General features: G+C 69.8%; 25 protein-coding genes. 13 read left to right on the forward strand and 12 right to left on the reverse strand.

All coding sequences use genetic code 11. The features are described from left to right. Together HG543_RS30990 and HG543_RS30995 are read left to right on the forward strand one after the other, a co-directional pair. On the forward strand, positions 1–414 hold a 414-nt coding region (locus HG543_RS30990; RefSeq protein WP_169348513.1), incomplete at its 5' end, for an SPOR domain-containing protein. A gap of 27 nt (positions 415–441) precedes the next feature. Next, on the forward strand, positions 442–804 hold the full coding sequence (locus tag HG543_RS30995; RefSeq protein WP_169348514.1) for a cupin domain-containing protein: 363 nt from the start codon (positions 442–444) through the stop codon (positions 802–804). A gap of 33 nt (positions 805–837) precedes the next feature. Here HG543_RS30995 and HG543_RS31000 read toward each other — a convergent pair whose 3' ends face one another. After that, the gene (locus tag HG543_RS31000) at positions 838–1,464 is read right to left on the reverse strand and encodes a hypothetical protein (RefSeq protein WP_169348515.1); all 627 of its coding nucleotides are present in this window, start codon (positions 1,462–1,464) and stop codon (positions 838–840) included. 94 nt (positions 1,465–1,558) lie between these two features. Between HG543_RS31000 and HG543_RS31005 the strand changes: the two genes are divergently transcribed. The 9 genes from HG543_RS31005 to HG543_RS31045 all read left to right on the forward strand — a co-directional run bounded on the left by HG543_RS31005 (position 1,559) and on the right by HG543_RS31045 (position 11,165). Beyond that, complete coding sequence (locus tag HG543_RS31005; RefSeq protein WP_169348516.1) at positions 1,559–1,738, forward strand: ribbon-helix-helix domain-containing protein; 180 nt, start codon at positions 1,559–1,561, stop codon at positions 1,736–1,738. 23 nt (positions 1,739–1,761) lie between these two features. After that, on the forward strand, positions 1,762–2,721 hold the full coding sequence (locus tag HG543_RS31010; protein ID WP_169348536.1) for a UDP-glucuronic acid decarboxylase family protein: 960 nt from the start codon (positions 1,762–1,764) through the stop codon (positions 2,719–2,721). 69 nt (positions 2,722–2,790) lie between these two features. Then, the gene (locus tag HG543_RS31015) at positions 2,791–3,735 is read left to right on the forward strand and encodes an NAD-dependent epimerase/dehydratase family protein (protein ID WP_169348517.1); all 945 of its coding nucleotides are present in this window, start codon (positions 2,791–2,793) and stop codon (positions 3,733–3,735) included. A 264-nt stretch (positions 3,736–3,999) separates the two neighbouring features. Continuing rightward, positions 4,000–5,811 (forward strand): translation elongation factor 4, encoded by a 1,812-nt coding sequence (lepA, locus tag HG543_RS31020; protein ID WP_169348518.1) that lies wholly within the window; start codon positions 4,000–4,002, stop codon positions 5,809–5,811. Positions 5,812–5,814: 3 nt separating this feature from the next. Continuing rightward, positions 5,815–7,071, forward strand: coding sequence for a signal peptidase I (gene lepB / locus HG543_RS31025; RefSeq protein ID WP_169348519.1), 1,257 nt, complete (start codon positions 5,815–5,817; stop codon positions 7,069–7,071). Between the two features lie 85 nt (positions 7,072–7,156). After that, on the forward strand, positions 7,157–8,050 hold the full coding sequence (locus tag HG543_RS31030) for an aspartate carbamoyltransferase catalytic subunit (protein WP_169348520.1): 894 nt from the start codon (positions 7,157–7,159) through the stop codon (positions 8,048–8,050). Beyond that, on the forward strand, positions 8,047–9,360 hold the full coding sequence (locus tag HG543_RS31035) for a dihydroorotase (RefSeq protein ID WP_169348521.1): 1,314 nt from the start codon (positions 8,047–8,049) through the stop codon (positions 9,358–9,360). The genes HG543_RS31030 and HG543_RS31035 overlap by 4 nt, the downstream gene beginning before the upstream one ends. Beyond that, positions 9,360–10,484: a glutamine-hydrolyzing carbamoyl-phosphate synthase small subunit gene (gene carA, locus HG543_RS31040; RefSeq protein WP_169348522.1), complete on the forward strand. Its 1,125-nt coding sequence runs from the start codon at positions 9,360–9,362 to the stop codon at positions 10,482–10,484. Before HG543_RS31035 ends, carA begins: the two co-directional genes overlap by 1 nt. Before the next feature lie 15 nt (positions 10,485–10,499). Next, positions 10,500–11,165, forward strand: coding sequence for a DUF7986 domain-containing protein (locus tag HG543_RS31045; RefSeq protein WP_169348523.1), 666 nt, complete (start codon positions 10,500–10,502; stop codon positions 11,163–11,165). Positions 11,166–11,229: 64 nt separating this feature from the next. Here the strand turns inward: HG543_RS31045 and pyk are convergent, their stop codons facing one another. The 3 genes from pyk to HG543_RS31060 all read right to left on the reverse strand — a co-directional run bounded on the left by pyk (position 11,230) and on the right by HG543_RS31060 (position 14,100). Continuing rightward, positions 11,230–12,630: a pyruvate kinase gene (pyk, locus tag HG543_RS31050; protein WP_169348524.1), complete on the reverse strand. Its 1,401-nt coding sequence runs from the start codon at positions 12,628–12,630 to the stop codon at positions 11,230–11,232. 198 nt (positions 12,631–12,828) lie between these two features. Beyond that, on the reverse strand, positions 12,829–13,623 hold the full coding sequence (locus HG543_RS31055; protein ID WP_169348525.1) for a bifunctional nuclease domain-containing protein: 795 nt from the start codon (positions 13,621–13,623) through the stop codon (positions 12,829–12,831). A gap of 108 nt (positions 13,624–13,731) precedes the next feature. Then, positions 13,732–14,100 carry a hypothetical protein gene (locus HG543_RS31060; protein WP_169348526.1) on the reverse strand — a complete coding sequence of 123 codons (369 nt, stop codon included), beginning with the start codon at positions 14,098–14,100 and terminating at the stop codon, positions 13,732–13,734. Positions 14,101–14,198: 98 nt separating this feature from the next. Here HG543_RS31060 and HG543_RS31065 point away from each other — a divergent pair, with 98 nt between their 5' ends. Further along, positions 14,199–16,025 carry an AMP-dependent synthetase/ligase gene (locus HG543_RS31065; RefSeq protein ID WP_169348527.1) on the forward strand — a complete coding sequence of 609 codons (1,827 nt, stop codon included), beginning with the start codon at positions 14,199–14,201 and terminating at the stop codon, positions 16,023–16,025. A gap of 145 nt (positions 16,026–16,170) precedes the next feature. Here HG543_RS31065 and HG543_RS31070 read toward each other — a convergent pair whose 3' ends face one another. The 8 genes from HG543_RS31070 to aroF form a co-directional block, all read right to left on the reverse strand. Then, positions 16,171–17,472 carry a citrate synthase gene (locus tag HG543_RS31070; protein ID WP_169348528.1) on the reverse strand — a complete coding sequence of 434 codons (1,302 nt, stop codon included), beginning with the start codon at positions 17,470–17,472 and terminating at the stop codon, positions 16,171–16,173. Positions 17,473–17,550: 78 nt separating this feature from the next. Next, positions 17,551–18,885: a 3-phosphoshikimate 1-carboxyvinyltransferase gene (locus tag HG543_RS31075; RefSeq protein WP_171818359.1), complete on the reverse strand. Its 1,335-nt coding sequence runs from the start codon at positions 18,883–18,885 to the stop codon at positions 17,551–17,553. Then, on the reverse strand, positions 18,840–19,916 hold the full coding sequence (locus tag HG543_RS31080; protein WP_169348529.1) for a 3-dehydroquinate synthase: 1,077 nt from the start codon (positions 19,914–19,916) through the stop codon (positions 18,840–18,842). Before HG543_RS31080 ends, HG543_RS31075 begins: the two co-directional genes overlap by 46 nt. Next, complete coding sequence (aroC, locus tag HG543_RS31085) at positions 19,913–20,932, reverse strand: chorismate synthase (RefSeq protein WP_169348530.1); 1,020 nt, start codon at positions 20,930–20,932, stop codon at positions 19,913–19,915. The genes HG543_RS31080 and aroC overlap by 4 nt, the downstream gene beginning before the upstream one ends. Then, a complete protein-coding gene (locus HG543_RS31090; RefSeq protein ID WP_169348531.1) occupies positions 20,929–22,200 on the reverse strand; it encodes a shikimate dehydrogenase in 1,272 nt (423 codons plus the stop codon). The genes aroC and HG543_RS31090 overlap by 4 nt, the downstream gene beginning before the upstream one ends. Beyond that, the gene (locus HG543_RS31095) at positions 22,197–22,742 is read right to left on the reverse strand and encodes a shikimate kinase (protein WP_343073477.1); all 546 of its coding nucleotides are present in this window, start codon (positions 22,740–22,742) and stop codon (positions 22,197–22,199) included. The genes HG543_RS31090 and HG543_RS31095 overlap by 4 nt, the downstream gene beginning before the upstream one ends. A gap of 37 nt (positions 22,743–22,779) precedes the next feature. Further along, positions 22,780–23,469 (reverse strand): bifunctional demethylmenaquinone methyltransferase/2-methoxy-6-polyprenyl-1,4-benzoquinol methylase UbiE, encoded by a 690-nt coding sequence (gene ubiE / locus HG543_RS31100; RefSeq protein ID WP_169348533.1) that lies wholly within the window; start codon positions 23,467–23,469, stop codon positions 22,780–22,782. After that, complete coding sequence (gene aroF / locus HG543_RS31105; protein ID WP_343073478.1) at positions 23,466–24,371, reverse strand: 3-deoxy-7-phosphoheptulonate synthase; 906 nt, start codon at positions 24,369–24,371, stop codon at positions 23,466–23,468. Before aroF ends, ubiE begins: the two co-directional genes overlap by 4 nt. 116 nt (positions 24,372–24,487) lie before the next feature. Between aroF and HG543_RS31110 the strand changes: the two genes are divergently transcribed. After that, positions 24,488–25,611, forward strand: a 1,124-nt coding sequence (locus HG543_RS31110; protein ID WP_169348535.1) for an isochorismate synthase, incomplete at its 3' end; no start/stop codon positions are given.

The following is a 25,611-nucleotide window of genomic DNA, read 5'->3' on the forward strand; positions in this document are numbered from 1 at the left end:
CCCGCGCCCGCCGCCGCTCCCGCGGTGGCCCAGAAGGCCGAGCCCGTGAAGGCGGTTCCCGTGTCGGGCAAGGTGGAGGTGGCGCCTGTCCCCACACGCACCACCAACAAGGACGGGGGTGGGTTGAAGGACGCCATCGCCCGCGCGGCGCTGCCCCCCGCCCAGGCCGTGAAGGGCGGCGCCTTCACCCTCCAGCTCTCCGCCTTTCAGGACCGCCAGGAGGCCGACCGCTTCGCCGCTCGGTTGCGCGACCGGGGCTATGCCCCCTATATCCTGGCGGCCGAAGTGCCCGGAAAGGGCACGTGGTACCGCGTCCGCATGGGGAGCTTCGCGACCCGGGATGCGGCCAGCCGGTATCTGGCAGACTTCAAGCGTGAGACCCAGCTCGATGCCTTCGTGGCCGGCACGAACTAGAGCGGGGCGAGGAAGACGGTAAGCATCATGACGACGACGAGGCGGGTGGAGAAGCCCTGGGGACACGAGCTCATCTGGGCCCATACCGAGCGGTACGTGGGCAAGCTGCTGCACGTGAAGCAGGGCCACAAGCTCAGCCTGCAGTTCCACAACCAGAAGGACGAGACCATCCACGTCCAGAGCGGCAAGCTCCTCTTCGTCGTCGACGAGGGCGCCGGGCTCATCGAGAAGGAGATGAACCCGGGCGAGAGCTACCACATCAAGCCGCTCATGAAGCACCGCATGGTGGCGCTGACCGACTGCGACATCCTCGAGGTCAGCACCCCGGAGCTGGACGACGTGGTTCGGCTCGAGGACGCGTACGGCCGCACCGGCACCAGCAAGCCGTAGCCCGCGCGCTCCGCGACGCACGTGGCCGGCGAGCTACTCGCTGGCCGCGTTGTTGGGATTGCGGGTCCACTTGTCCACGGTGCCGTCGCCGTCCAGGTCCTCGCCGATGCGGTCCACCTGGCCGTTCTCCCAGTACTCCCAGTAGTCCACCTTGCCGTCGGCGTTGGTGTCGCGCTCCTTCCGCGCCAGCGTGCCGCGCTCGTAGAAGATGAAGCTGTCCATGCGGCCGTCGCCGTTGACGTCGCGCTCGCGCCGCGTGTTGACGCCCTTCTCGAAGAAGTAGCTGGCGTCCACCTTGCCGTCGTAGTCCAGGTCCAGCGTCTCGCGCGCCGGGTCCCCGTTCGCGTCGAAGTAGCGCGTCAGGTCCACGCGGCCGTCCCAGTTCAAATCCAGCTCCTGGCGCACGCGGCGCTCCTGGTCCGCGCCCTCCGCGTCCTTCTCCGTCACGGTGTACGTCCACACGTCCGGCTTGCCGTCGCCGTTGACGTCCTGCTCCGTCACCTTCTCGCCGCCCGAGCGCTCCGGCTGGATGGCCTCACCCTGGGGCTTGGAGCCCTCCGCCGCCTGGGCCCCACGCTCGGCGGACTTGCCGCCCGCGCAGCCCGCCAGGGCGCCCGCTGCCAGAAAGCCCAACAAGAACAAGCCTTTACCTGAGGTCATGGCGGGACTCCGGGATGGCGGACGGGGGCGTTCGCGTTCGTTTCACGAGATGCTTCCGCCAGCCACGTCATTTCATATATTTTCACATATCGCCATGGCCCGAAAGAAGATCAGCACCACCATCTACATCACTCCGGAGCAGAACGAGCTCCTCAAGGCGCTGAACCAGAAGACGAAGGTGCCCGTGGCCGAGTACATCCGCCAGGGTATCGATCTGGTGCTCGAGAAGTACAAGGCTCAGCTCCCGGGTCAGGCGACCTTCGACGAGCTGTGAGAGAGAGGCGTGACGTGAAGAGCATGCGTGGCAAGCGGGTGGTGGTGCTCGGCGGGGCGGGCTTCGTGGGTTCGCACCTGTGCGAGCGGCTGCTGGATGACGGCGCGGCGTCGGTGGTCGCGGTGGACAACCTCATCACGGGCAACGAGGAGAACCTGCGCACGCTCAACGGGCGTCCGGGCTTCGAATACGTGAAGGCGGACATCGTCGAGGGAATCCCCGTGAAGGGCCCCATCGACTACGTCTTCAACATGGCGTCGCCCGCCTCGCCCATCGACTACGCGCAGCTGCCGCTGGAGACCCTGCGCGTGGGCTCCATCGGCACGGAGAACGGGCTGAAGCTGGCCGAGGCGAACAAGGCCGTCTTCCTCATGGCCTCCACCTCCGAGGTGTACGGTGATCCGCTCGTGCACCCGCAGCGCGAGGACTACTGGGGCAACGTCAATCCCATCGGCCCGCGCTCGGTGTACGACGAGGCCAAGCGCTACGCGGAGGCGATTACGGCCGCCTACGGCCGCAGCCGCGGCGTGCAGGTGCGCATCGTCCGCATCTTCAACACGTATGGCCCGCGCATGCGCCTGAACGACGGCCGCGTGGTGCCGGCCTTCGTGGGCCAGGCGCTCAAGGGCGAGGACTTCACCGTCTTCGGCGACGGCAGCCAGACGCGCTCGTTCTGCTACGTGAAGGACCTGGTGGACGGGCTGGTGCGGCTGATGCTGTCGGACGAGCCCAACCCGGTGAACATCGGCAACCCGCGCGAGATGACCATCCGCCAGTTCGCCGAGGCGGTGCGCGCGGCGGCCGGCGGCGGCGGGAAGATCATCGAGAAGCCGCTGCCCAAGGATGATCCGAAGCAGCGTCAGCCGGACATCACCCGCGCCCGCACCCTGCTGGGGTGGGAGCCGAAGGTGCCCCTGGAAGAGGGTCTGAAGGAGACCATTGCGTGGTTCCGGGAGGTTGCCGGTCGGAAGTCCGCGCCCTAGTTTGGCGGCGGCTTGATTCTTGAAGACTTGTAGGCACTGCGGCCACACCGAAGGGTGGCGGGAGGCAGCTTGAAAGTCCTGGTGACGGGTGGTGCGGGCTTCATCGGCTCGCACGTTTGCGACGAGTTCCTGCGGAGTGGGCACGAGGTCATCGCCCTGGACGACCTGTCCGGCGGCAAGAAGGAGAACCTGGACCCGCGCGTCCGGCTGGTCGTGCAAGACATCCGCAGCCGCGAGGCGGCGGAGCTCATCAAGGCCGAGAAGCCCCAGGTCCTCTGCCACCTGGCGGCGCAGATGGACGTGCGCCGCAGCGTGGATGACCCGAGCTTCGACGCGGACGTGAACATCCGCGGCATGCTCAACCTGCTGGAAGCCGCGCGCGTCTCCGGGGTGAAGAAGGTCATCTTCAGCTCCACCGGCGGCGCCATCTACGGCGAGCAGGATGTCTTCCCCGCGCCGGAGAACCACCCGACGCGGCCGGTGTCTCCGTACGGCGTGTCCAAGGCGGCCGGTGAGCTGTACCTGGGCTACTACCGCGCCCAGTACGGCCTGCCGTACGTGGCGCTGCGCTACGCCAACGTGTACGGCCCCCGGCAGAACCCGCACGGCGAGGCCGGCGTGGTGGCCATCTTCAGCCAGCGGGCGATCGCCGGCCAGGGCTGCACCATCTACGGCGAGGGCAAGCAGACCCGCGACTTCGTCTTCGGGCCGGACGTGGCCCGCGCCAACCGGCTCGCCTTCGAGAAGGACTACGTGGGCGCCATCAACATCGGCACCGGCGTGGAGACGGACATCAACCGCCTCTACGCGCTGCTGGCCGAGGCGGCCGGCTCCTCCGCCCAGGTAACGCACGCGCCGGCCCGGCCGGGCGAGCAGATGCGCTCCTGCATCGACAACGCCCTGGCGAAGAAGGTGCTCGGCTGGGAGCCCACCGTGGACCTGCGCGAGGGCCTGCGCCGCACCATCGCCTTCTTCCGCGAGAAGGCCGGCGCGCCCGCCCGCGCCCACGGCTGAGGCCTTCGAAGCCCTGGGCAGCCCCTGGCGCCCCCCTGAGACTCCGTTCCAGGCCCCTGGAGGCCCGGACGGAGGGCGGGGAGGGCGCCTTTCGCGTTCAAAGGACCTGCCGGAATGGGGGGCCGGCGTGCCCGCGGGCGCCTGTGACGCCCTGGGAACAAAGAGGCTCCCCCGGTGGGTTGCTCGTCTGGCGGGCGTTCGCGCGTAGATTTTCGCGCGATTCCCTGTTACTCACGCCCGCTTCTTCCGACGAGCGCCCTGAACATGCCGGCTGAAAACGCGCACATCCGCAACTTCTGCATCATCGCCCATATCGACCATGGAAAGTCGACGCTGGCGGACCGCCTCCTCGACAAGACGGGGACGCTGAGCAAGCGCGAGGCGCAAGCCCAGTTCCTCGACAACATGGACATCGAGCGCGAACGGGGCATCACCATCAAGGCCCAGTCCGTGCGGATGAACTACACGGCGAAGGACGGCAAGCAGTACGTCCTCAACCTCATCGACACGCCGGGACACGTGGACTTCGCCTACGAGGTGAGCCGCAGCCTCGCCGCGTGCGAGGGCTCGCTGCTGGTGGTGGACGCCTCCCAGGGCGTGGAGGCCCAGACGCTCGCCAACGTCTACATGGCGTTGGACCACGACCTGGAGATCATCCCGGTCATCAACAAGATCGACCTGCCCAGCGCGGACGTGGATCGCACCCGGGCGGAGATCGAAGACGTCATCGGCATCGACGCGTCCGTCGCGGTGCCGGCCTCCGCCAAGGAGGGCATCGGCATCGAGGAGATCCTCGAGTCCGTGGTGCAGCGCGTGCCGCCCCCGAGCGGCTCGCCGGACGCGCCCCTCAAGGCCCTCATCTTCGACTCCTGGTACGACAACTACCGGGGCGTGGTGACGCTGGTGCGCGTGCTGGAAGGCACGCTGAAGCTGAAGCAGAAGATCAAGCTCTGGAGCAACAACAAGGTCTTCGAGGTGCAGGAGCTGGGCGTGTTCAGCCCGTTCTCCCGCCCGGTGCCGCAGCTCATGGCGGGCGAGGTGGGCGTGCTCGTCGCCAACGTGAAGGAGCTGCAGGACGCGAAGGTGGGCGACACCGTCACCGAGGAGGCCCGTCCCACGGACGCGCCGTTCCCGGGCTTCCAGGAAGTGAAGCCGATGGTGTTCTCCGGCATCTTCCCGGTGGACTCCGCCGAGTACGAGAACCTGCGCGACGCCCTGGCGAAGCTGAAGCTCAACGACGCCGCCTTCACCTACGAGCCCGAGTCCTCCACCGCGCTGGGCTTCGGCTTCCGCTGCGGCTACCTGGGCCTCTTGCACATGGAAATCGTCCAGGAGCGCCTGGAGCGCGAGTACAACCTGGACCTCATCACCACCGCGCCCAGCGTGGTGTACCGCATCACCACCAGCAAGGGTGAGGTGCTGCTGGTGGACAACCCGGCCAAGCTGCCGCCGGTGCAGAGCATCGAGAAGTTCGAGGAGCCCCTCCTCACCTGCCACATCCACGTCCCGAACGACCACCTGGGCGCCATCCTCAAGCTGTGCCAGGACCGGCGCGGGGTGCAGAAGGACATGAAGTACCTGGGCAGCACCGGGCAGCGCGTGCAGGTGACGTACGAGATGCCGCTGGCGGAGGTGGTGTTCGACTTCTTCGACAAGCTGAAGAGCGTGTCGCGCGGCTACGCCAGCCTCGACTACGAGCTGTCCGGCTACGCGGAGGCGGACCTGGCCCGGCTGGACATCCTCATCAATGGGGACCCGGTGGATGCCCTCAGCGTCATCGTGCACCGCGAGCGCGCCTACCTGCGCGGCCGCGAGGTGTGCCAGAAGCTGAAGGAGGTCATCCCGAAGCAGATGTACGAGGTGGCCATCCAGGCGGCGATTGGCGCGAAGATCATCTCGCGTGAGACCATCTCCGCCATTCGCAAGAACGTGCTCGCCAAGTGCTACGGCGGCGACATCAGCCGCAAGCGCAAGCTCCTCGAGAAGCAGAAGGAGGGCAAGAAGCGCATGAAGCAGGTGGGCACGGTGGACATCCCGCAGGAAGCCTTCCTCGCGGTCCTCAAGACGGAGCAGTAGTCCATGAACGCGGCCAGTCCCTCCGCCACCCCTCCCGTGAAGCTAGGCGCGGCGATGGCCGCCCGTCGCACGCCCGAGCAACTGCGCGCCCGCCGCGCCCTGGTGTGGCGCGAGATGCTCACCAGCCTGTGGGCGCCGCTGTGCATCATCGGCCTGGCCTTCATCCCGTACACCGTCCTCATCGAGTTCGTCCCCGCGGCGGCCGCCTGGGCGCAGCCGCTGATGAAGGGGCTGGGCCTGCTGATGGTGGCGTACTTCGTGGCGCTGCTCGTCTGGCGCAACGTGTCCCCGAAGGAGAAGGCGCTGCGCGGGCTGCGCCACGAGGCGCACGAGCTCATCTCGGAGAACGAGCGCATCCTCGCGAAGCCGCACGTGCGGGAGAAGCTGGGCGCGCAGGTGCCCGAGCGCATCGCCGAGCAGGCCCTGCGCGTGGAGGCCGCGTCCGTGGAGGCCAACGCGGAGCAGCTGCGCGCCGAGGTGAAGGCGCTGGAGACGCTGACGGCGCAGCACCTGGGGCCCTACCGCAAGCAGTCCGCCATGGACTTCGTGGGCGGCTTCGGCAAGGCGCTGCTCATCGCCCTGGTCATCCGCACCTTCATCGTGGAGCCGTACCGGATTCCGTCCGGCTCCATGCTCCCCACGCTGGAGATTGGCGACCAGGTCTTCGTCAACAAGTTCATCTACGGGGTGCGCCTGCCGTACACGAACGTGGTGCCGTTCGTCATCGTCCGGCGGCCGGAGCGCGGGGACGTCATCGTCTTCAACAACCCCGTGGACGAGTCCAAGGACTACATCAAGCGCGTGGTGGGGCTGCCCGGTGACAAGGTCGAAATCATCGACGGCGTCATCCACATCAACGGCCAGCCGCGCACGCGCGAGCGCGTGGCCGCCGACTTCACCGTCCACAACATCACCGACGACGGGCGCTGGTACGACCAGCAGGAGACGCTCTTCCGGGAGAAGCTGGGAGAGACGGAGCACCTGATGCTCCAGGAGATGTCGCGCCAGCCGCCTCGCGAGGGCCCCTACGAGGTGCCGCCGGGCCACGTCTTCGTCATGGGCGACCACCGGGACTACAGCGCGGACAGCCGCCACGGCCTGGGCGTCACCGGCTACGGCAGGGCGGAGTACGTCCCGTACGGCCACATCAAGGGCAAGGCCATGGTGGTGTGGTTGTCACTGGGCTACCACGGCCTGCTGCACGGCCTCTTCGGCGGCACCGGCCTGCGGGTGGATCGCTTCTTCGAGCCGGTCCGCTGACGCACACCCCGGGAGCGGCCGGCCCGGCGTTCCACGCACGGTGCTTGACGCGCCGTGCGGCGCGGGGTACGCGGCGGCCCCGGCCATGAGACACCTCCTCGGAATCGAAGGCTGGCGCCGGGACGAGCTGGAAGCGCTGCTCGACAAGGCGCAGGCACACCTGCCCGGTAAGCCGGATACCACCCACATTCTTCGCGGAAAGGTGGTGGCGAACCTCTTCTTCGAGGACTCCACCCGGACGCGGACCTCGTTCCACATGGCCGCCAAGGGGCTGGGCGCCAGCGTGATGAACTGGACCCAGTCGGGCTCCTCCGTGTCCAAGGGCGAGACGCTGCTGGACACCGCGCGCAACATCGAGGCGACGGGGCCGGTGGCCATCGTCATGCGGCACAAGTCCTCGGGCGCGCCGCACCTCGTCGCGAAGCACGTGCGCTGCGCCGTCATCAACGCCGGTGACGGCACCCACGAGCACCCCTCCCAGGCGCTGCTGGACGCCTTCACGCTGCGCCAGCGCTGGGGCGCGCTGGACGGGCGCACGGTGCTCATCGTCGGCGACCTCTTGCACAGCCGCGTGGCCCGCTCGAACCTCCTGTGCCTCAAGGCGCTGGGCGCGCGCGTGGTGATGTGCGGCCCGCCCACGCTGATTCCCCCGGGGCTCGAGTCCCTGGGCGCGGAGGTGACGCACAACCTGGACGCGGTGCTGCCCCAGGCGGACGCGGTCATGTGCTTGCGCCTCCAGCTGGAGCGGCAGAGCGAGAACTTCCTGCCCTCCATTCGCGAGTTCTCCCGGCTGTTCGGCCTCAACCCCGCCCGCGAGGAGCGGATGAAGCCGGAGGCGGTGGTGATGCACCCGGGCCCCATCAACCGCGGCGTGGAGATTTCCCCTGCGGTGGCGGACGGGCCCCGCAGCGTCATCCTGGAGCAGGTGTCCAACGGCGTGGCCGTGCGGCGGGCCATCCTGGAGGTGTGTGCGTCATGAGCTCCACGGTGCTCTTCCGGCGGGGACGTGTCATCGACCCGCGCAATGGCGTGGACGGCATCCGCGACGTGCTGGTGCGCGACGGCAAGGTGGCCGAGGTGTCCGAGGCCCTGCTGCCCGTGCCCTCCAGCGCCGAGGTGGTGGATGCCAGCGGCAAGTGGGTGCTGCCGGGCTTCATCGACCTGCACGTGCACCTGCGCGAGCCGGGCGAGGAGGGCAAGGAGACGGTCCTCACCGGCTGCCGCGCCGCGGTGGCGGGCGGCTTCACCGCCGTGGTGGCCATGCCCAACACCAAGGTGGTCAACGACAACGGCATCGTGACGGAGCTCATCCTGTCGCGCGCCCGCGCCGCCAACCTCTGCCACGTGTACCCCGCCGGGGCGATTACCAAGGGCCTCAAGGGCGAGGAGATGGCGGAGATGGGCGAGCTGGTGTCCGCCGGCTGCGTGGCCATCACCGACGACGGGCGCCCCGTGATGAACGCGGCGCTGATGCGGCGCGCGCTCCAGTACTCCACCCAGTTCGACGTCCCCATCATGGTCCACGAGGAGGACCTGACGCTGTCCGCCGGCGGCGCCATGCACGAGGGCCCCACCTCCACGCGCCTGGGCCTGCGCGGCATTCCCGCCTCGGCCGAGGTGGCCATGGTGGCGCGCGACCTGGTGCTGCTCGAGGAGACGGGCGCCCGGCTGCATTTGGCCCACGTGTCCTGCGAGGGCAGCGTGCGCCTCATCCGCGAGGCGAAGCGGCGCGGGCTGCGCGTCACCTCCGAGGTGACGCCGCACCACCTCATCCTGGATGACCGGGCGGTGGAGGGCTACGACACCCACGCGAAGATGGCGCCGCCTTTGCGCTCCAACCGGGACGTGGAGGCGCTGCGCGAGGCCATCGCCGACGGCACGGTGGAGGCCATCGCCACGGACCACGCGCCGCACGGCGTGCTGGACAAGCTGGTGGAGTTCGAGAAGGGCATCAACGGCATCATCGGGCTGGAGACGGCCTTCAGCCTGACGATGGAGCTGGTGCACTCAGGCGTGCTCCCCCCGAAGCGGGCGGTGGAGCTCCTGACGCACGGGCCGGCGAAGGCATTCGGCCTGCCGGGCGGTCACCTGGCCCCCGGGGCCCCGGCGGACGTCACGGTGGTGGACCCCTCGGAGGAGTGGACGGTGGACGCTCACCGGTTCCATTCCCGCAGCAGGAATACGCCCTTCCATGGCCGCAAGCAGCAGGGGCGGGTGGTACAGACGTGGGTGGGAGGCCGCAAGGTCTTCGAGAACGGCCAGGTCGGCCTGAGCAAGGAGTCGCGGTGATGACGAAGCGGGCAGTGCTCGCGCTGGCGGATGGCACCACCTTCGAGGGCCGCGCTTTCGGCGCGGTCGGCGAGACGGTGGGTGAGGTGGTCTTCAACACGTCCATGTTCGGCTACCAGGAGGTCCTCACGGATCCCTCCTACGTCGGGCAGATCGTCACCATGGCGTACCCCGAGATGGGCAACGTCGGCGCCACTCCGCTGGACGAGGAGGGCGCGAAGGTGCACGCGGTGGGCATGGTGGTGCGTGCCCTCACGGAGAACCCCTCCAACTGGCGCGCGAAGGAGACGCTGGACGCGTACCTCAAGCGCAACGGCGTGGCGGGCATCGAGGGCCTGGACACCCGCCGGCTGGTGCGCCACCTGCGCACGCACGGCGCGCAGATGGGCGTCATCTCCAGCGAGGGGCACTCCACCGCCGCCCTCGTCGAGCGCGCCCGCACCGCGCACGGCATGGAGGGCATGGACCTGGCCACCGGCGTCTCCACCAAGGCGCCGTACACCTTCACCACGCCGTCGCCGGACGTGTTCACCGGGGTGGGGGAGATGCACGCGCCGCCCACGCCGCGCTTCGACGTCGTCGCGTACGACTACGGCCTGAAGAAGTCCATGCTCCACTTCCTCGTGGACGCGGGCTGCCGGGTGACGGTGGTGCCGTCGAACACCACGGCGGAAGAGGTGCTCGCGCGCAAGCCCCACGGCGTGTTCCTGGCCAACGGCCCGGGCGACCCGGCCGCGGTGAAGGGCGCGGACCGCACCGTGGCGGCCCTGTTGGGCAAGGTGCCGGTGTTCGGCATCTGCCTGGGGCATCAAATCATGGCCCTGGCCCTGGGCGGCCGGACGTACAAGATGAAGTTCGGCCACCGCGGCGCCAACCAGCCCGTCAAGGACCTGACGACGGGCAAGGTGGAGATCACCGCGCAGAACCACGGCTTCGCCGTGGACGACGCCAGCCTCAAGGGCAAGGCCGTCGTCACCCACATCAACCTCAACGATGGCACCGTGGAGGGCCTGGCCGTCCCGGACGCGCGGGCCTTCAGCGTGCAGTACCACCCCGAGGCCTCGCCCGGCCCGCATGATGCGCGCTATCTCTTCGGCCGGTTCGCGAAGCTGATGGCGGAGTAGGATGGCGCACCGTCTATGGACTCTTCGCTGTCACCGCTCTCGTATCAGCCGTACCTGGACCAGCTCATCGCCTTCGGCAGCCAGGAGCCCCGCAAGGAGGACCTCATCGCCGCCAAGGCGGAGTACTTCCGCCTGACGGGAGAGGTGTTCGAGGACGACAAGTTGTTCGAGCTGCGGATGGCGTCGTTCCTCGACTACTACCTCTACGACCGCGTCTCGCCGCTCACCGGCAAGACGCCGGCCGCGGAGCTGTACGAGCAGCGCCTGGCGAACGCGCCTCCCGAGGAGGCCAACGCCTTCCGCAGCTTCACCGAGACGGTCCACGGCCTCTTCGAGGTCCGCAAGCTGGGCAAGGGCGAAATCCGCCTGCGCGAGCTGTACTCCGGCAAGGACTTCGACGTGACGGAGCGCCGTCACATCGCCGGCCTGGAGACGGGGGACATCATCGAGGCCCGCCTCATCCCCTTCGGTGGCCACCTGCTGTTCTCCTCCGCGTTCTGCTACCACCCGCGCGTGGCCGTGAAGGCCATCAAGGCCGAGGTGAAGCGCCGAAAGAAGAAGGAGCCGGAGCGCACCCCCAACGAGCTCGTCTGGGAGTGCGCCCGCCGCGCCCTCAACGTGGAGCGCTACCGCCAGCTCCCCGTCGAGAAGCTCTACGACTTCGAGCAGAAGGTGCTCTGAGTCCTTCCGCCCTCGCCCCGGAAGGCGCCTTCCGGGGCGGGGCAGGGCGTTGCGCCGCGTTTCTTCAGATGCGGTGGATGCTCATCAGGTTGGTGTTGCCGGGCACGTTGAGCGGCACCCCTGCCACCACCACCACGGGCGTGCCCGGCTTGCAGATGCCCTCCGTGTGGCACAGCTGGCGCACCTGCTTGAGCATGGCGTCCGTGGAGTTCACCCGGCCCACCTGGTGGCCGGACACGCCCCAGTAGAGCGCCATCCGGTTCACCGTGGAATCGTTCGGCGTCAGCCCGACGATGCGCGCGTGCGGGCGGAACTCGGAGATGAGGCGCGCGGTGTGGCCGCTCTCCGTGTAGGCGACAATCGTCTCGATGCCCAGCTGCGTCGCCGCCGCCACCGCCGCCGCCGCCACGCCGGTGCCCAAATCTTCCGAGCGCTCGAAGGGCGAGTGGTGCTGGTGCTTCACCACGCCGCGCTCCGTCTCCTCGACGATGCGCGCCATGGTGGCCGCGGCCTCGGTGGGGTAGCGGCCCGCGGCCGTCTCGCCCGACAGCATGACGGCGTCCGCGCCGTCGAGGATGGCGTTGGCCACGTCCGACACCTCGGCGCGCGTGGGCCGCGGGTTGCCCACCATGCTCTCCAGCATCTCCGTGGCGACGATGACGAGGCCACCCCGGCGGTTCACCTCGCGCACCATGCGCTTCTGGATGGCCGGCAGCTGCTCCAGCGGCATCTCCACGCCCAGGTCGCCACGCGCCACCATGACGCCGTCCGCCACCGCGGCGATGGCCTCCAGGTTCTCCACCGCCTGGGGCTTCTCAATCTTGGCGATCAGCGGCGTCTTGTTCTTCTTCACGTGCTCGCGCGCCTTGTGGATGTCGGCCGCGGTGCGCACGAAGGAGAGCGCCACGTAGTCCACGCCCACCTCCTGGCCGAAGGCCAGGTCGTCCGCGTCCTTGCGCGTAATCGTGGGGACGGACATGGGCGAGCCCGGCAGGTTCAGCCCCTTCTTGTCCTTCAGGAGCCCGCCCACCTCCACCCGGCAGGTGACGTCCGGGCCGGACACCTTCAGCACCCGCAGCCTCACCCGGCCGTCGTCCAGGAGGACGTCGTCGCCGCGCACCACGTCCTTCACCAGCGACTTGATGGGGGTGGGGATGATGGTGCCCTGGCCCATCACCGAGCGCGTCGTCACCGTCACCGTCTGGCCGGCCTTCACGGTGAGCTGCCCGCCCTCGAACTTGCCCAGGCGGATCTTGGGCCCCTGGATGTCCTGGAGGATGGCCACCGGCGTCCCCAGCCTTTTGGCCACCTTGCGGATGGTGGCCACGCGCTGGCGGTGCTCCTCGTGGGTGCCGTGGGAGAAGTTCAGCCGCGCCACGTTCATCCCCGCGCGGATGAGGCCTTCAATCACTTCGGGCGTGTCGGAGGAGGGCCCCAGGGTGCAGATGATTTTCGCCTTGCGCATATGCGCGGGCATCCTAGGCGGCCGGGTGGCCGGCTTGACAGCCTCGCACGCTGACGACTATTTCTTTCGCCCCATGCGAGGCACCCGCCGTACCGGAGCCTCGTGGCCACCTTGCGTGCTCTCGTCGTCGGAGAGAGAAAGCCCGGCTACCCTGGGAGGGGGGGCCGGGCTTTTTGCATCTACAGCTCGATTTCCGTCCTACAGCTCGATTTCCTTCCCCTGGCCCTTGGGCGGGACGATGGGGGGATGCCCCGGGGGCATCGAGTTCGTGTCCATGTCGATGGGCGGCTGGGACGGGGCGCCGGGCATCCCGGGCATGGGCATGGGCATGGGCGTGGCGTCCTCCTCCATCATCCCACCAGGGCCGCTGCCACCCACGCCGGGGCCGCCCTCCTGGAGGCTCTCGATTTCATCGCGGCTGATGCCGGCGAGCGTCAGCACCTTGCGCGTGACGCGGATGCGGGCGTGGCTGGTGAGCGCCATGGCGATGGAGTCCGAGGGGCGCGCGTCCAGCGTCATCTTCCGCTTGCCCTGCTCCAGGAAGAGGCGGCCGGAGTAGACGTTGTCGCGGAGGTCGTCGATGCGAACCTCGGTGACGCGGCCGCCGAGCTTCTTCACCACGTCGTCCAGCAGGTCCTGCGCGAGCGGCTGGGGTGGGTCCCGCTCGGCCAGCCGGAAGGCGATGGACACCGCCGAGGCCTCGTCCACGAAGACGGGGAGGACGATGGCCCGGTCCTTCGTGGTCAGCACGACGGCGTGCGTCTGCGCCTCCATCAGCGGGACGACGTCCTGGACCTCCAGGTCCACCAGCTCGGAGCAGGCCTTGGGGTCCTCTCCCTTGTCGGTGATGCACGGCTCCGGGCCGGCGCCGGTGACGGACGCGGCAATGGCTCCCTGCGGGGTGAAGGCTGGCAGGAGGAGCAGCCCTCCCAGCGCCAGCAAAACTGCTGAGAGAGGTGCGACGAAGAGAGTGGCGCGGTTGGGCGTTTTCACACCACTAACCTACGCACCCGGGTCCCCCCCGGGAGGGCGCCTCTCTGGGCGCGGATGGCCCGGTGAGGCGCTGACGCTCACCGGGCTGGAGGGCAGGCGAGCAGCCGCCTAGCGACGATCGTCGTCCTCGTCGTCGTCGTCGTAGTCCTCGTCGTCATCGACGTCCTCGTCCTCGTCCTCATCCTCGTCGAGGTCGTCGTCCTCCTCCGACTCCTCCTCGTCCTCGTCGACATCCTCGTCGTCGAGCGTGTCCTCCACGTCCACGGACTCGAGCGTCATGGAGACGGCGAACTTCTTGTCCAGCGCGGCGATCTGCGCGCGCATCTCCGTGAGCGCCGCGACGAAGTCCTCCGTCAAGTTGGCGGGCGCCTTCGCGTCGCAGTGGGGGCAGACGATCTTCTCGGTGCCCTCGATGAGGTCCTGGGCGTCCAGCTCGAAGCTCGCCTCGCACTTCTGGCAGGTGAAGTCGATGCTCATGTCGGGCGCGGCATACAAAGCCCTCCAACCGGCTGTCAACGTCGGAGACGCGAGGTGCTGCTGGCGGGCCCCTCCTGGCATCCGCTAGCGTCCCGGTCATGGAACTTCCGAAGACCGTCGTTCACGCGCTCCACGACCGGGCCAATCAGCAGGATCAACAGCCGGCCATGTGGACGAAGCGGGGGGGCGCCTATGTGCCTACCTCGTGGGCCGAGTACGCGCAGCGGGTGCGGCGCTTCGCCCTGGGGCTGAGGGCCCTGGGGTTCGAGGCGGGCCAGCCGGCGGGCATCCTCAGCTTCAACCGAGAGGAGTGGCACGTGGCGGCCCTGGCCACCATCGCCATGGGCGGCGTGCCGGTGGGGCTCTACACCACCAGCTCGGTGGATCAGCTCGAGTACATCCTCGGACACTGCGAGGCCACCGTCCTCGTGGTGGAGAACGAGAAGCACCTGCGCACGGGCCTCGCCCTGCGCCAGCGGCTGCCGAAGCTGCGGCACCTCATCGTCATGGACGCGCCGTCGCCCCTGCCGGAAGGCGTCCTGACGTACGCGGACGTCCTCGCCCGGGGCACCGGCGTGGACGAGGGGCCCTACTGGGACAGCGTCAACGCGCTGAAGCCCGAGGCCATGGGCACCCTCATCTACACCTCCGGCACCACCGGCCACCCCAAGGGGGTGATGCTCAGCCACCACAACCTGGTGTGGACGGCGCTGCAGCTCGTGTCGTCGGTGGAGTTCGGCCGGGCCGGCCAGCCCTCGCTCATCTCGTATCTGCCACTGTCCCACATCGCCGAGCAGATCATCTCCCTCCACTGTCCGCTGCTGCGGGGCATCCAGGTGTACTTCGCGCAGTCGGTGGACCAGATGCCGGAGGCGCTGAAGGAGGTGCGCCCCAGCTTCTTCTTCGGCGTGCCGCGCGTGTGGGAGAAGTTCAAGGCCAAGGCGGATGCCGGGCTGAACTCGCAGCCGCCCCTGAAGCGCAAGCTGGTGGACTGGGCGCGGGGGGTGGCCATGGAGCGCCACACCCGGCGCCTGCGCCATGAGCGGCTCCCCGTGCTGCTGGAGGCGCAGTACCAGCTGGCGCAGCGGCTCGTCTTCGCCCCGCTGAAGGCGCGCATCGGCATGGACCGGGTGGAGTTCTTCGCCACCGCGGCGGCGCCCATCGGCCGGGACGTGCTGGACTTCTTCGCCTCCATCGACATGGTCCTCCACGAGGTGTGGGGCATGACGGAGGTGACGGGCCCGGGCACCGTCAACACCGAGGACCACACGAAGCTGGGCTCGGTGGGCCGGGCGATGATGGGTGTCGAAATCCGCATCGCCGAGGACGGCGAAATCCTCGTGCGCGGCGGCAACGTCTGCATGGGCTACTACAAGAACGAGGCGGCCACCTCGGAGCTCCTGGAAGACGGGTGGCTGCACACCGGAGACGTGGGCCAGCTCGACGCGGAGGGCTACGTCCACATCACCGGCCGCAAGAAGGACATCATCGTCACCTCCGGCGGCAAGAAGACGGCCCCGGGCAACATCGAGGAGCTGCTGAAGTCGCTGCCGGGCGTGGGCAACGCGCTGGTGGTGGGAGACCGGCGCAACTACCTCGTGGCCCTGCTGGTGCTGGACCCGGAGAAGGCGCGCAACCTGGCGAAGGAGAAGGGCTGGCCGGAGGACCCGGCCGTCCTGGCCGAGGATTCGCGCCTGCAGCAGCTCCTCCAGGCCGCCGTGGAGCGCGACATCAACCCGAAGCTGTCCCGCTTCGAGACCATCAAGCGCTTCGCGGTGATTGGGAAGGAGTTCTCCGTGGATGGCGGCGAGCTGACGCCCAAGCTCAGCGTCCGCCGCAAGGTGGTGGAGGCCAAGTACGCCACCCTCATCGAGGCCCTCTACGCGGAGACGAAGCACGGCGCCGACGCGGCCCAGACAGGCTGAGTCGAGGCCGGGGGAGGGGGGCCCTCGTGGGCGCCTCCTCCCGGACCGCGGGCCCGGTGGAAAAGCAGAAGGGGCGGGGAACCCTTCCAGGTCCCTCGCCCCTTCGTGCTTCAGGCCCGCGCGAGGCGGGCCCTGTCAGCGCGGCCTACTTGCCGGCGCGCTTGTCCATGGCGACGTAGTCGCGGCGCTTGGCGCCCGTGTACACTTGGCGCGGGCGGGCGATCTTCTGCTCCGGGTCCTTGACCATCTCCTCCCACTGCGCGCACCAGCCCACCGTGCGGGGGATGGCGAAGAGCACCGGGAACATCTCCACCTGGAAGCCCATCGCCTCGTAGATGAGGCCCGAGTAGAAGTCGACGTTCGGGTACAGCTTCCGCTTCACGAAGTAGTCGTCCTCGAGGGCGATGCGCTCCAGCTCGACGGCGATGTCCAGCAGCGGGTTCTTGCCCGTGACGTCGAAGACCTCGTCGGCCACGCGCTTGATGACCTTGGCGCGCGGGTCGTAGGACTTGTAGACGCGGTGACCGAAGCCCATCAGCTTCTTCTCACCCTCGCCGCTCTTCACGGACTTGATGAAGTCCGGAATCTTCGAGACGTGGCCGATCTCCCGGAGCATGCGGAGCACGGCCTCGTTGGCGCCACCGTGCAGCGGGCCGTAGAGGGCGCCGATACCGGCGGTGACGGCGGAGTACGGGTCCACCTCGGACGAGCCCACCGTGCGCACGGACGTGGTGGAGCAGTTCTGCTCGTGGTCCGCGTGGAGGATGAAGAGCACGTCCAGCGCGCGCTCCAGCACCGGGTGCACCTTGTAGGTGGTGGTGCCGATGCGCTTGATCATCGCCAGGAAGTTGGCGACGTAGGACAGGTCGTTGTCCGGGTAGATGTACGGCAGGCCCATGCTGTGCCGGTAGGAGAACGCGGCAATGGTGGGCATCTTCGCGATGAGGCGCGTGATCTGGATGCGGCGGCTGCGCTCATCCTTGATGTTCTTCGCGTCCGGGTAGAAGCCGGAGAGCGCGGCGACGGTGGAGCCCAGCATGGACATGGGGTGCGCGTCGTAGCGGAACCCGTCCATGAAGGACTTCACGTTCTCGTGCACGTACGTGTGGTGCGTGACGAGGTGGATGAACTGGTCGAGCTCCTTCTGCGTCGGCAGCTCGCCGTTCAGCAGGAGGTAGGCGACCTCCAGGAAGCTGGACTTCTCCGCGAGCTGCTCGATGGGGTAGCCGCGGTACTCCAGGATGCCCTTGTCGCCGTCGATGAAGGTGATGGCGCTCTTGGTGTTCGCTGTATTGAGGAACGCCGGGTCGTACCCCATCAGACCGAAGTCATCGTCACTTACTTTGATCTGGCGGAGTGCATTGGTGCGAATACAGCCGTTCTCGACCGGGATTTCGTACGTCTTCCCGGTCCGATTGTCGGTGATCGTCAGCGTGTCCTTGGCCATGGGGCGGAGATTTCACAGGGCGCAATGCGCTTTCAACAAAAAAGAACGCCAAGTCCGGAGGGCGGACACTGATGGTCCTTATGACTCTGGAGAAATCTGGACGCCGGAACGGGAAAGCTGGCGCCAGAAGCCGGGGAAGCTCTTCTCCACGCACTCGGGGCCGGTGAGGACGAGTGGGGTACCGGACAGCACGGAGAGTGTGGCGGATGTCATCGCCAGGCGATGGTCGCCCCGGCTGTCCATGGCGAAGCGGGTGGGAGGCGCGGCCGGAGGGCGGATTTCGAGCGTCTCGCCCTGGAGGTCCGTGGTGCCTCCGTAGGCCGCCACGAGGGAGCGGATGCCCTCCAGGCGGTCACTCTCCTTCACCCGGAGGATGCCCACGTCGGTGAGGGTAGAGGGGGCCGGCAGCACACACGCGAGCGCCGCCAATGTGGGCAGGAGGTCCGGACATTCCTTCCCGGAGGCCTTCAGCCCCCCGGACAGCTTCCCCTCGACCTTCAGCGTGTAGGGCGACCCGGCGGGAACGGCCTTCAGGCCCACCTGCTGGATGAGGCGGACGATGGCGTCATCCGGGTGCGCACTGCCCGTGTCCGCCCGCTCCGCCGTGCCGCCCGCCTTCCAGGCGATGAGCAGGAGGTAGCCCAGCGAAGACCAGTCCCCCGGCAGCGACGGCACGGTGGGGGGCGCCACGTACCCGGTCACCGTGTAACGGGAAGGTGACTCCTCCAGGACGAAGCCGAAGCGCTTCAGCCACGTCACCGTCAGGTCCAGGTAGCCGGCGCTGGTCAGCGTGCCCTCGATTTCCACGCTCCACGCGCGGCGCTCGCGCAGGTACAGCGCCGCGCAGCCCAGCAGCAGGCTGGAGGCGTACTGGCTGCTCTGCGCGCCCGGCACGCGGAACACCGGGGCCACGCCGGAGGTGTCCTTCGGCGCGCACAATTCCACGGGCCAGGGCGAGCCCTCCGTGAGGGTGAGCCCCGCGGGCCCGAGCGCGTCGCGCAGCGAGGTGAAGAGCGGGCCGTGGGGACGCTCTCCCAGGCGGGGCGTACCCGTCAGGCGCACGTGGGCGCCGGGCGTCACCGCCACCTGGGTGGCGAGGATGCGAAAAGGGGCGCCGCCGTCCGCGCAGTCCACGTCGCGGACCGGGCCCGCGGGCAGGCGCAGGGCCTCCACGCCCCGGCGCAGCACGCGGACGTCGGCGGGGAGGTCCTCGTCGGACTCGGCCTGCACCGAGGGCAGGGGCCAGGAGCCGGTGAGGTGGCCCAGCACCAGCGCTCGCTGCGCGTCCGACTTGGACACCGGCGGGGTGAGGGGCGAGGCGCGCAGCCCGCGCGGGTCCACGAGGATGCGGGACGTGCTGGTCGTACTCACGGGCGGACTCCCTTCGTCCAGGCGGGCCACAGCGCGCGCCATGAGGACTCGGCGACGTCGCGGACCTCGGTGGCGCCAATGGCCGTCAACAGCACCATGCGCAGCTCCCCCTTCGCGCCCGCCTTCTTGTCGGCGTTGAGGAGCGTCACCACGTCCTTCATCGGGGCGCGGCCGAGCAGGGCGGCGGCCCGCTCACGGCCGAGCACGCCGGGGCCCTGTGCGAGCGCCTCCTCGGCCTGGGCGGCCACGGGCTCGGGCGTCACGCCCAGGAGCCGGCCCACGTCCAGGGCCAGCAGCATGCCCAGGCCCACCGCGTCGCCGTGGGACAGCTTGAAGCGCGACACGCTCTCCAGCACGTGGCCGAAGGTGTGGCCGAAGTTGAGCACGCGGCGCAGGCCCTGGTGCTCGTACGGGTCCTGCGTGCAGACGCGCTCCTTGAGGCCACGCGCGTCCTTCACCAGCTTGTTCAGCTCGGGTGGCTTGCGGACGTAGCGGCGGAAGAGGGTGGCATCGAGGCTGATGACCATCTTCCACGCTTCCAGCGAGCCCTCGCGGACCTGCGTCTCGGAGAGGGTGGAGAAGAACTCCGGGCACAGCCAGCCCTCTTCGGCGTAGTGGAAGACGCCGGCGGGGTTCTTCACCACGCGGCCCTTCACGGTGAGGTCCACCGCGCCCTTGCCGCCGAGGCTGCTGTCCACCGCGGCCAGCAGCGTGGTGGGCACCTGCACCAGCCGCACGCCGCGCTTGAGCAGGTGCGCGGCCACGGTGGACACGTCGCCCACGGTGCCTCCGCCCACCGCCAAGAGGGTGCCGGAGCGCGGCATGGACAGGCTCGCGGCCAGCACCTTCTCCAGCGCGGTGAACGTCTTGGCGCTCTCGCCGCCGACGAGCTGGACGATGGCGCGGGGCTTGCGGGCCTCCAGCGTGGAGATGAGGGTGGGGTGGAGCTTCGCGACGGTGCGGTCCACCACGGCCACGCTGCCCTCGGGGAGGCTCGCGGCCAGGCGGGAGAAGGTGCCCCAGCGGTCGTTCGTGGGGCGGTACGCCCCGGGGGGAAGGAAGCTGGTCGTCATAGGCTGTGCGGGCGGGCGTTCATCTGCAGGACGAGATCGGCGATGACCATCGACACCATGGCCTCCAGCACCGGGACGGCGCGGGGCATGATGCAGGGGTCGTGGCGTCCGCCCTTCGCGTGCTCCATCAGCGTCGCGGGGGGCTTGAAGAAGGCGCGCACCTGCATGGGCTCGCCGTTGGCGAGGCCGCCCTGGATGCCGCCGTAGTTGTCCTTCACGGCGTGGAACTGGGTGCCGGGCTGGCCGATGCGCTGGAGCAGGTCCGGCGGTCCCCAGACGACGCCCGTCACGGCGCCGATGCTGCCGAGCGCCTGGGCGATGAGCGCCTTCACCTTGCCGAAGATGGGCTCTCCCAGGCCCACGGGCAGGCCCTCCACGCGCACGTCGATGGAGCCGCCCAGGCTGTCTCCGGCCTCCTTCGCGGCCAGGATGCGGCGGGACATCTCGTCGCGGATGTTCGCGTCCGGGCAGCGCGTGGCATGGGCGTCCACCTGCTCGCGGGTGAGGCCGGGCGCGGGAACGGAGGCCACGAGTTCACCGACCTGGGACACGTACGCGACGGTGCGGATGGAGGGCAGGTCGCGAGCGAGGTACGCCTCGGCGATGGCGCCGCCGATGACGCGGCAGAGCGTCTCGCGCCCGCTGGTGCGGCCGCCGCCGCGGTGGTCGCGGTGCTTGAAGCGCTCGCGCCACACGGCGTCCGCGTGGCCGGGCCGGTCCTCCTGCTTCAGCTTCTCGTAGTCGCCCGAGCGCTGGTTCGTGTTGCGCACGATGGCGGCGATGGGCGTGCCGAGCGTCTTGTCCTCGAAGACGCCGGAGAGGATTTCCACCTGGTCCGGCTCGCTGCGGGCGGTGGTGATGGAGGACTGGCCGGGGCGGCGGCGGTCCAGGGCCACCTGGATCTGCTCGCGCGTGAGCGGGACGCCAGCGGGGCAGCCGTCGATGACGGAGCCGAGCGCGGGCCCGTGGCTCTCGCCAAAGGTCGTCAACCGGAAGAGGGTTCCAAAGGTGTTCATGTCGCTGACTCCCAGAGCTGGCGCTGCCGCCGGGCCTGTGCGACGAACCACGCCGCGCCCAGCATGACCGGCGTGCCTCCTCGGCGGGAAATCTCCGCGGCGACGCGCCGGCCCGGGGCACCGTATGCGATCACCGCGACGCGTGCCCGCTCGAATCGCAGGGAATCAGGCGGGGGCACCCGGTCCGGCCACGTCCACACACCGGCCCCCGTGAGCGGCTCGCCGATGTCCGAGCGGCGCAGGACGCGCAGGACGCGGCCGTCCTCCCCGGCCACGGTGCGCAGGGCCGCGGTGGCGCCGCCGTCTCCCAGCACGAAGGCCTCCTTCGCGCCGAGCCGCTCCAGCACCGCGCGGGCGCCGTGCGTGTCGGTGTTGAAGGACTCCCACTTCGAGCCCCGCCGCACCAGCGTGTTGATGGCCTCCAGCGGCGAGCGCGTGTGCCGCGCGAGCCGGAGCTTGAAGGGGCTGGTGACGGCGAAGCCCGCGTAGTGCGGCAGCAGCGAGTCCACCAGCGTCTCGACGGGCCCGTCCTCGGGGATGTCGATGCGGTCGAAGGGCTGCTTGTGGATGCGCGGCGAGCGCGAGTGGACGATGGACGTTCCGAGGATGCCCAGGCGCAGCGGCGGGTCCAGCGTCAGCCGGTCCGCCCCACGCAGCTCCCGGACGACGTCATCGAGCAGCCGCTGCCCGGGCGCCGCCGCCCACGTGCCGCCCGCGGCCACGTAGTCCAGCACGTTGTTCCGGGCCAGCACCGCGCGCGCCGGCAGCGCGATGGCGCCCATGCCCAGCACGGTGACGCGCGTCGGGCCGAAGCGCTCAATCAGGAGGCGCTGCGTCTCCAGCAGGGTGGAGATGTGCTCGGGGCCCATCATGGGCTCCACGTGCTTCACCAGGGCGTCCGGGGGCAGCTCGCGCTCCCACAGCCGCAGGGCCTCCGTGGTGGACAGCTGGCGCTCCGCGTGGTGCGACGCGAGCAGCTTTCCGGACGGTGCCTCCAGCGAGCCCTGGCGCCCGGTGGCGTCCTTCAAGTCCCGGTCCACGCGCCACGCGGCGGAGACCCAGGCGGGCGGCAGGGGCTTGCCGCGCTCGGAGACGAGCAGCGGGAGCACGTCCGCGAGCGCGGCGGCGTCCACGGCGTCCGGGGCGTGCAGGTCGGTGCGGATTTCCAGCACGTCCGCGCCGCGGCGCTGGCCTTCGCGTGCGAAGCGCACCGCGTCCGGGCCGAGGACGGTGGGGGGGAGGGTGACGACTCGCCGGGCGGGCGTCACAAGGGCACCTCGGAGGTGAGGCAGCCCCGGAGGAAGTCCACCAGGGCCACGGTGGGGACGCGGGCGTGAAGTGCCTCGCGCTCATGGAACACGGAGGACAGCTCCTCTTCCAGCGAGAGCTCGGGGCGCAGGCGCGGGCGCGTCCGGTCCCTGAGCAGGCGCTCTCGGTAGGTGTCGAAGCTGATGGGAACCAGCAGGGTGAAGAGCCCCTCCAGCGCGTCGGCATGGTGGGACAGGAAGCCGCCACCCAGGGACACCAGCCCTCCGGGCGGTAGCTCCAGCAGGGCGCGGCGCTCGGCGGCTCGGAACTCCGCCGGCGCCTCGGCCACCCAGGTGCGCAGCGGGCGGCCGTGGAGGCGCTCCAGGTGGTGGTCCAGGTCCACCCCGGTGCGCCCGAGCAGCTGGCCTACCAGGGGCAACAGCCGCGACTTGCCCGCGCTGCGGTGGCCGCCAATCGCCACCGTCTGCCCGGGGGCGGGCAGCAGCGCGGGGCCAGGCCGGGCGAGGGCCTCCTTCAACCCCGGCGCGAGCCGGGGGTCCACGGAGGCGAGGACCTGTTCAACGAGGCGTTGCCGGTCCTCAGCGGACGGTGCCGACATAGACGTAGGCGGTGCCGAACGTCAGTGGGTGCGCGGCCCGCTCCGAGTACGCCCCGGACTGCTCCATCAGCTCCAGGAACTTGTCTCCGGCCGGGAAGGCCGCCGAGGTGCGGGGGAGGTACTCGTACGCCGCGCGGTTGCCCGTGAGCAGCCCGCCCACGGCCGGCATGATGGTCTTGCTGTAGAAGCGGAAGAGCGCGCCGAAGGCGCCGGTGGGCTGGCCGAACTCCAGCACCACCACGCGGCCGCCGGGGCGCACCACGCGCGCCATCTCCTTCAGGCACTTCACCGGGTCATCCACGTTGCGGATGCCGAAGGCGATGGAGGCCACGTCGAAGGTGTTGTCCGCGAAGGGCAGGGCGAGCGCGTCCGCCACCTGGAACTCCACCTGCAGGCCGGCCTTGGCCGCCTTGGCGGGGGCGGGCTCCAGCATCTCCGCGCAGAAGTCGGTGCCCACCACGCGGCCGCTGGTGCCCACCTTGCGCTTGAAGACCAGCGCCAGGTCGCCGGTGCCGGTGGCGCAGTCGAGGATGGCGCTGCCCTCCTTCGCACCACTGAGACGCACGGCGGTCCGACGCCACAGGCGGTGGACGCCGAACGAGAGGACCTCGTTCGTCACGTCGTACCGCGGAGCGATGGAAGAAAACATCTGACGGACTTCGGTGCTCATCGCGCCCTCGCGACCTGGGCCGGACCGTCCGGCCTCCAAAGGTGTCGGTCCACCGCTCCTAGCACGGCCGGCAGCCGGCGCATCAGTGTTTGGAAGCGCTCGGGTGTCAGGGCCTGGTGACCGTCGCACATTGCTTGCTCCGGCCGGGGGTGGACTTCAATCAAAAGACCATCCGCCCCGGCGGCCGCGGCGGCCAGCGACATGGGGAGGATGAGCTCGGGGACGCCTGTCGCATGCGACGGGTCCACGATGACGGGAAGGTGCGAGCGCTGCTTCGCCCAGGCCACCGCCGCCAGATCCAACGTGTTGCGCAGCTCCGTCTCGAAGGTGCGGATGCCGCGCTCGCACAGCATCACCTGCTCGTTGCCGCCGTCGAGGATGTACTCCGCCGCCAGCAGCCACTCCTGCAGCGTCGCCGACAGGCCCCGCTTGAGCAGCACCGGCTTGCGCGCCTTTCCCAGCGCTCGTAGCAGCGAGTAGTTCTGCATGTTTCGCGCGCCCACCTGGAGGATGTCCGTGGACTCCTCCATGAGCGGCAGCTGCGCCGGCTCCATCACCTCGCTGATGATGGGCATGCCGTGGCGGCGCCCCGCCTCGGCCAGCACGTGCAGGCCCGGCTCGCCCATGCCCTGGAATGCGTAGGGGCTGGTGCGAGGCTTGAATACGCCGCCCCTCAACACATGGGCTCCGGCGGAGGCCACCGCGGCGGCGGCGCGCTCCACCTGCTCGGAGCCCTCCACCGCGCACGGGCCGGCCATGACCACGAAGCCCGGGCCCCCGATTTCCACGGCGCCCGCCCGCACGCGCGTGCCCTCCGGCCGCGAGGCGCGGTGCACCTTCAGCGCCTTGGTGTCACGCCCCGATACCGCCGGTGCGGGTTCGTCTGGCCGCTCGCCTCCCACGGGCCCTCCCATTCATGGAGTTCAAGAGGTTTTGAACTCCTTGGTGCATGTATAGCCGGAATGGCTTAGAAGACAACCGAAGGTGATTGCGAGGCAGTCGCCGATGAGGACCGCTGATGAAGACGCTCAATCCCGTTGAGGGCCAGCGCTGGGTGGCCGGAATGACGCCCCTGGCGGTGGGGGATCCGCTGGCGGGAGCGGACGTGCTGGGCGTTCCATCGGTCTACTGGGAGCGGCCGCTGGAGCAGGAGGCGGTGGCGGGGTGGGGCGAGGCGGCGGTGGTGGCCCCCACGGAGGCGTCCCAGGTGCCCGCGGCCCTGGCCTCCCTGGGGACGGAGTCCTTGAGGTGGGTGGGCGAGGCGCCCACGTCCATGCCGGGCCCCTGGTTCGGCGGCATGCGCTTTGGCGCCACCGGGGCACCGGACGCGGCGTGGGATGCGCACGGTGTGGCCCGCTGGACGCTGCCGGAGGTGCTGGTGTGGCGCGACGGCGGTGGCCTGAAGGTGGCGGCCTTCGCGCCGGAGGAGCGCGGGGGGGAGGACGCGGTGCGCTCGAGGCTGGAGCGGGTGCGCGCGTGCTTCCCGGAGGGCTACCGGCACTCCCGGGGCGCACCGGTGGCGCTGATGTTGAAGTCTTCCCAGGCCGACTTCGAGGCGCGGGTGGGCCGCGCGCTGGACGCGATTTCGGCGGGCCACCTGCAGAAGGTGGTGCTGGCGCGCTCGCTGGACGCGGAGGGCCCGGCGCCCTTCGACGTGGTGGATGTGCTGTCGCGGCTGCGGGAGCAGAACCCGCGCTGCGCCACCTTCCTCTTCCGCGCGCCGGACGGGGCCTGCTTCCTGGGCGCCACGCCGGAGACGCTGTGCCAGGTGGACGGGGCGGTGCTGCGCACGGAGGCGCTGGCGGGCACGGCGGCGCCGGGGCAGGCGGACGGGCTGCGGGGGCACGACAAGGACCTGCGCGAGCACGACGCGGTGGTGCGCTACATCCTCGCGGCGCTGCGGCCGTTGTCGGAGCGGGTGGCGTCCGACGCGGAGCCCGCGCTGCTGCCGTTGAAGAACGTGGTGCACCTGCGCACGGGCATCCGCGCGGACCTGCGTCCGGGCATCACCGCGGCGCAGGTGGTGGCGGCCATGCATCCGACGCCCGCGGTGGGCGGCACCCCGCGTGAGCGGGCGCTGTCCTTCCTGGTGGAGCACGAGGGGCTGGACCGCGGCTGGTACGCGGGGCCGGTGGGCTGGGT

Origin of the sequence: Pyxidicoccus fallax, from assembly GCF_012933655.1 — a bacterium.
GTDB classification, from domain to species: Bacteria; Myxococcota; Myxococcia; order Myxococcales; family Myxococcaceae; genus Myxococcus; species Myxococcus fallax.

Excerpts from the sequence above, each read along its gene's own strand:
- HG543_RS30995 (WP_169348514.1), top strand. The coding sequence starts at position 442 with ATGACGACGACGAGGCGGGTGGAGAAGCCCTGGGGACACGAGCTCATC.
- HG543_RS31000 (WP_169348515.1), bottom strand. The coding sequence starts at position 1,464 with ATGACCTCAGGTAAAGGCTTGTTCTTGTTGGGCTTTCTGGCAGCGGGC.
- HG543_RS31005 (WP_169348516.1), top strand. The coding sequence starts at position 1,559 with ATGGCCCGAAAGAAGATCAGCACCACCATCTACATCACTCCGGAGCAG.
- HG543_RS31010 (WP_169348536.1), top strand. The coding sequence starts at position 1,762 with ATGCGTGGCAAGCGGGTGGTGGTGCTCGGCGGGGCGGGCTTCGTGGGT.
- lepA (WP_169348518.1), top strand. The coding sequence starts at position 4,000 with ATGCCGGCTGAAAACGCGCACATCCGCAACTTCTGCATCATCGCCCAT.
- lepB (WP_169348519.1), top strand. The coding sequence starts at position 5,815 with ATGAACGCGGCCAGTCCCTCCGCCACCCCTCCCGTGAAGCTAGGCGCG.
- HG543_RS31030 (WP_169348520.1), top strand. The coding sequence starts at position 7,157 with ATGAGACACCTCCTCGGAATCGAAGGCTGGCGCCGGGACGAGCTGGAA.
- HG543_RS31035 (WP_169348521.1), top strand. The coding sequence starts at position 8,047 with ATGAGCTCCACGGTGCTCTTCCGGCGGGGACGTGTCATCGACCCGCGC.
- carA (WP_169348522.1), top strand. The coding sequence starts at position 9,360 with ATGACGAAGCGGGCAGTGCTCGCGCTGGCGGATGGCACCACCTTCGAG.
- HG543_RS31045 (WP_169348523.1), top strand. The coding sequence starts at position 10,500 with ATGGACTCTTCGCTGTCACCGCTCTCGTATCAGCCGTACCTGGACCAG.
- pyk (WP_169348524.1), bottom strand. The coding sequence starts at position 12,630 with ATGCGCAAGGCGAAAATCATCTGCACCCTGGGGCCCTCCTCCGACACG.
- HG543_RS31060 (WP_169348526.1), bottom strand. The coding sequence starts at position 14,100 with ATGAGCATCGACTTCACCTGCCAGAAGTGCGAGGCGAGCTTCGAGCTG.
- HG543_RS31065 (WP_169348527.1), top strand. The coding sequence starts at position 14,199 with ATGGAACTTCCGAAGACCGTCGTTCACGCGCTCCACGACCGGGCCAAT.
- HG543_RS31070 (WP_169348528.1), bottom strand. The coding sequence starts at position 17,472 with ATGGCCAAGGACACGCTGACGATCACCGACAATCGGACCGGGAAGACG.
- HG543_RS31075 (WP_171818359.1), bottom strand. The coding sequence starts at position 18,885 with ATGGCGCGCGCTGTGGCCCGCCTGGACGAAGGGAGTCCGCCCGTGAGT.
- HG543_RS31080 (WP_169348529.1), bottom strand. The coding sequence starts at position 19,916 with ATGACGACCAGCTTCCTTCCCCCCGGGGCGTACCGCCCCACGAACGAC.
- aroC (WP_169348530.1), bottom strand. The coding sequence starts at position 20,932 with ATGAACACCTTTGGAACCCTCTTCCGGTTGACGACCTTTGGCGAGAGC.
- ubiE (WP_169348533.1), bottom strand. The coding sequence starts at position 23,469 with ATGAGCACCGAAGTCCGTCAGATGTTTTCTTCCATCGCTCCGCGGTAC.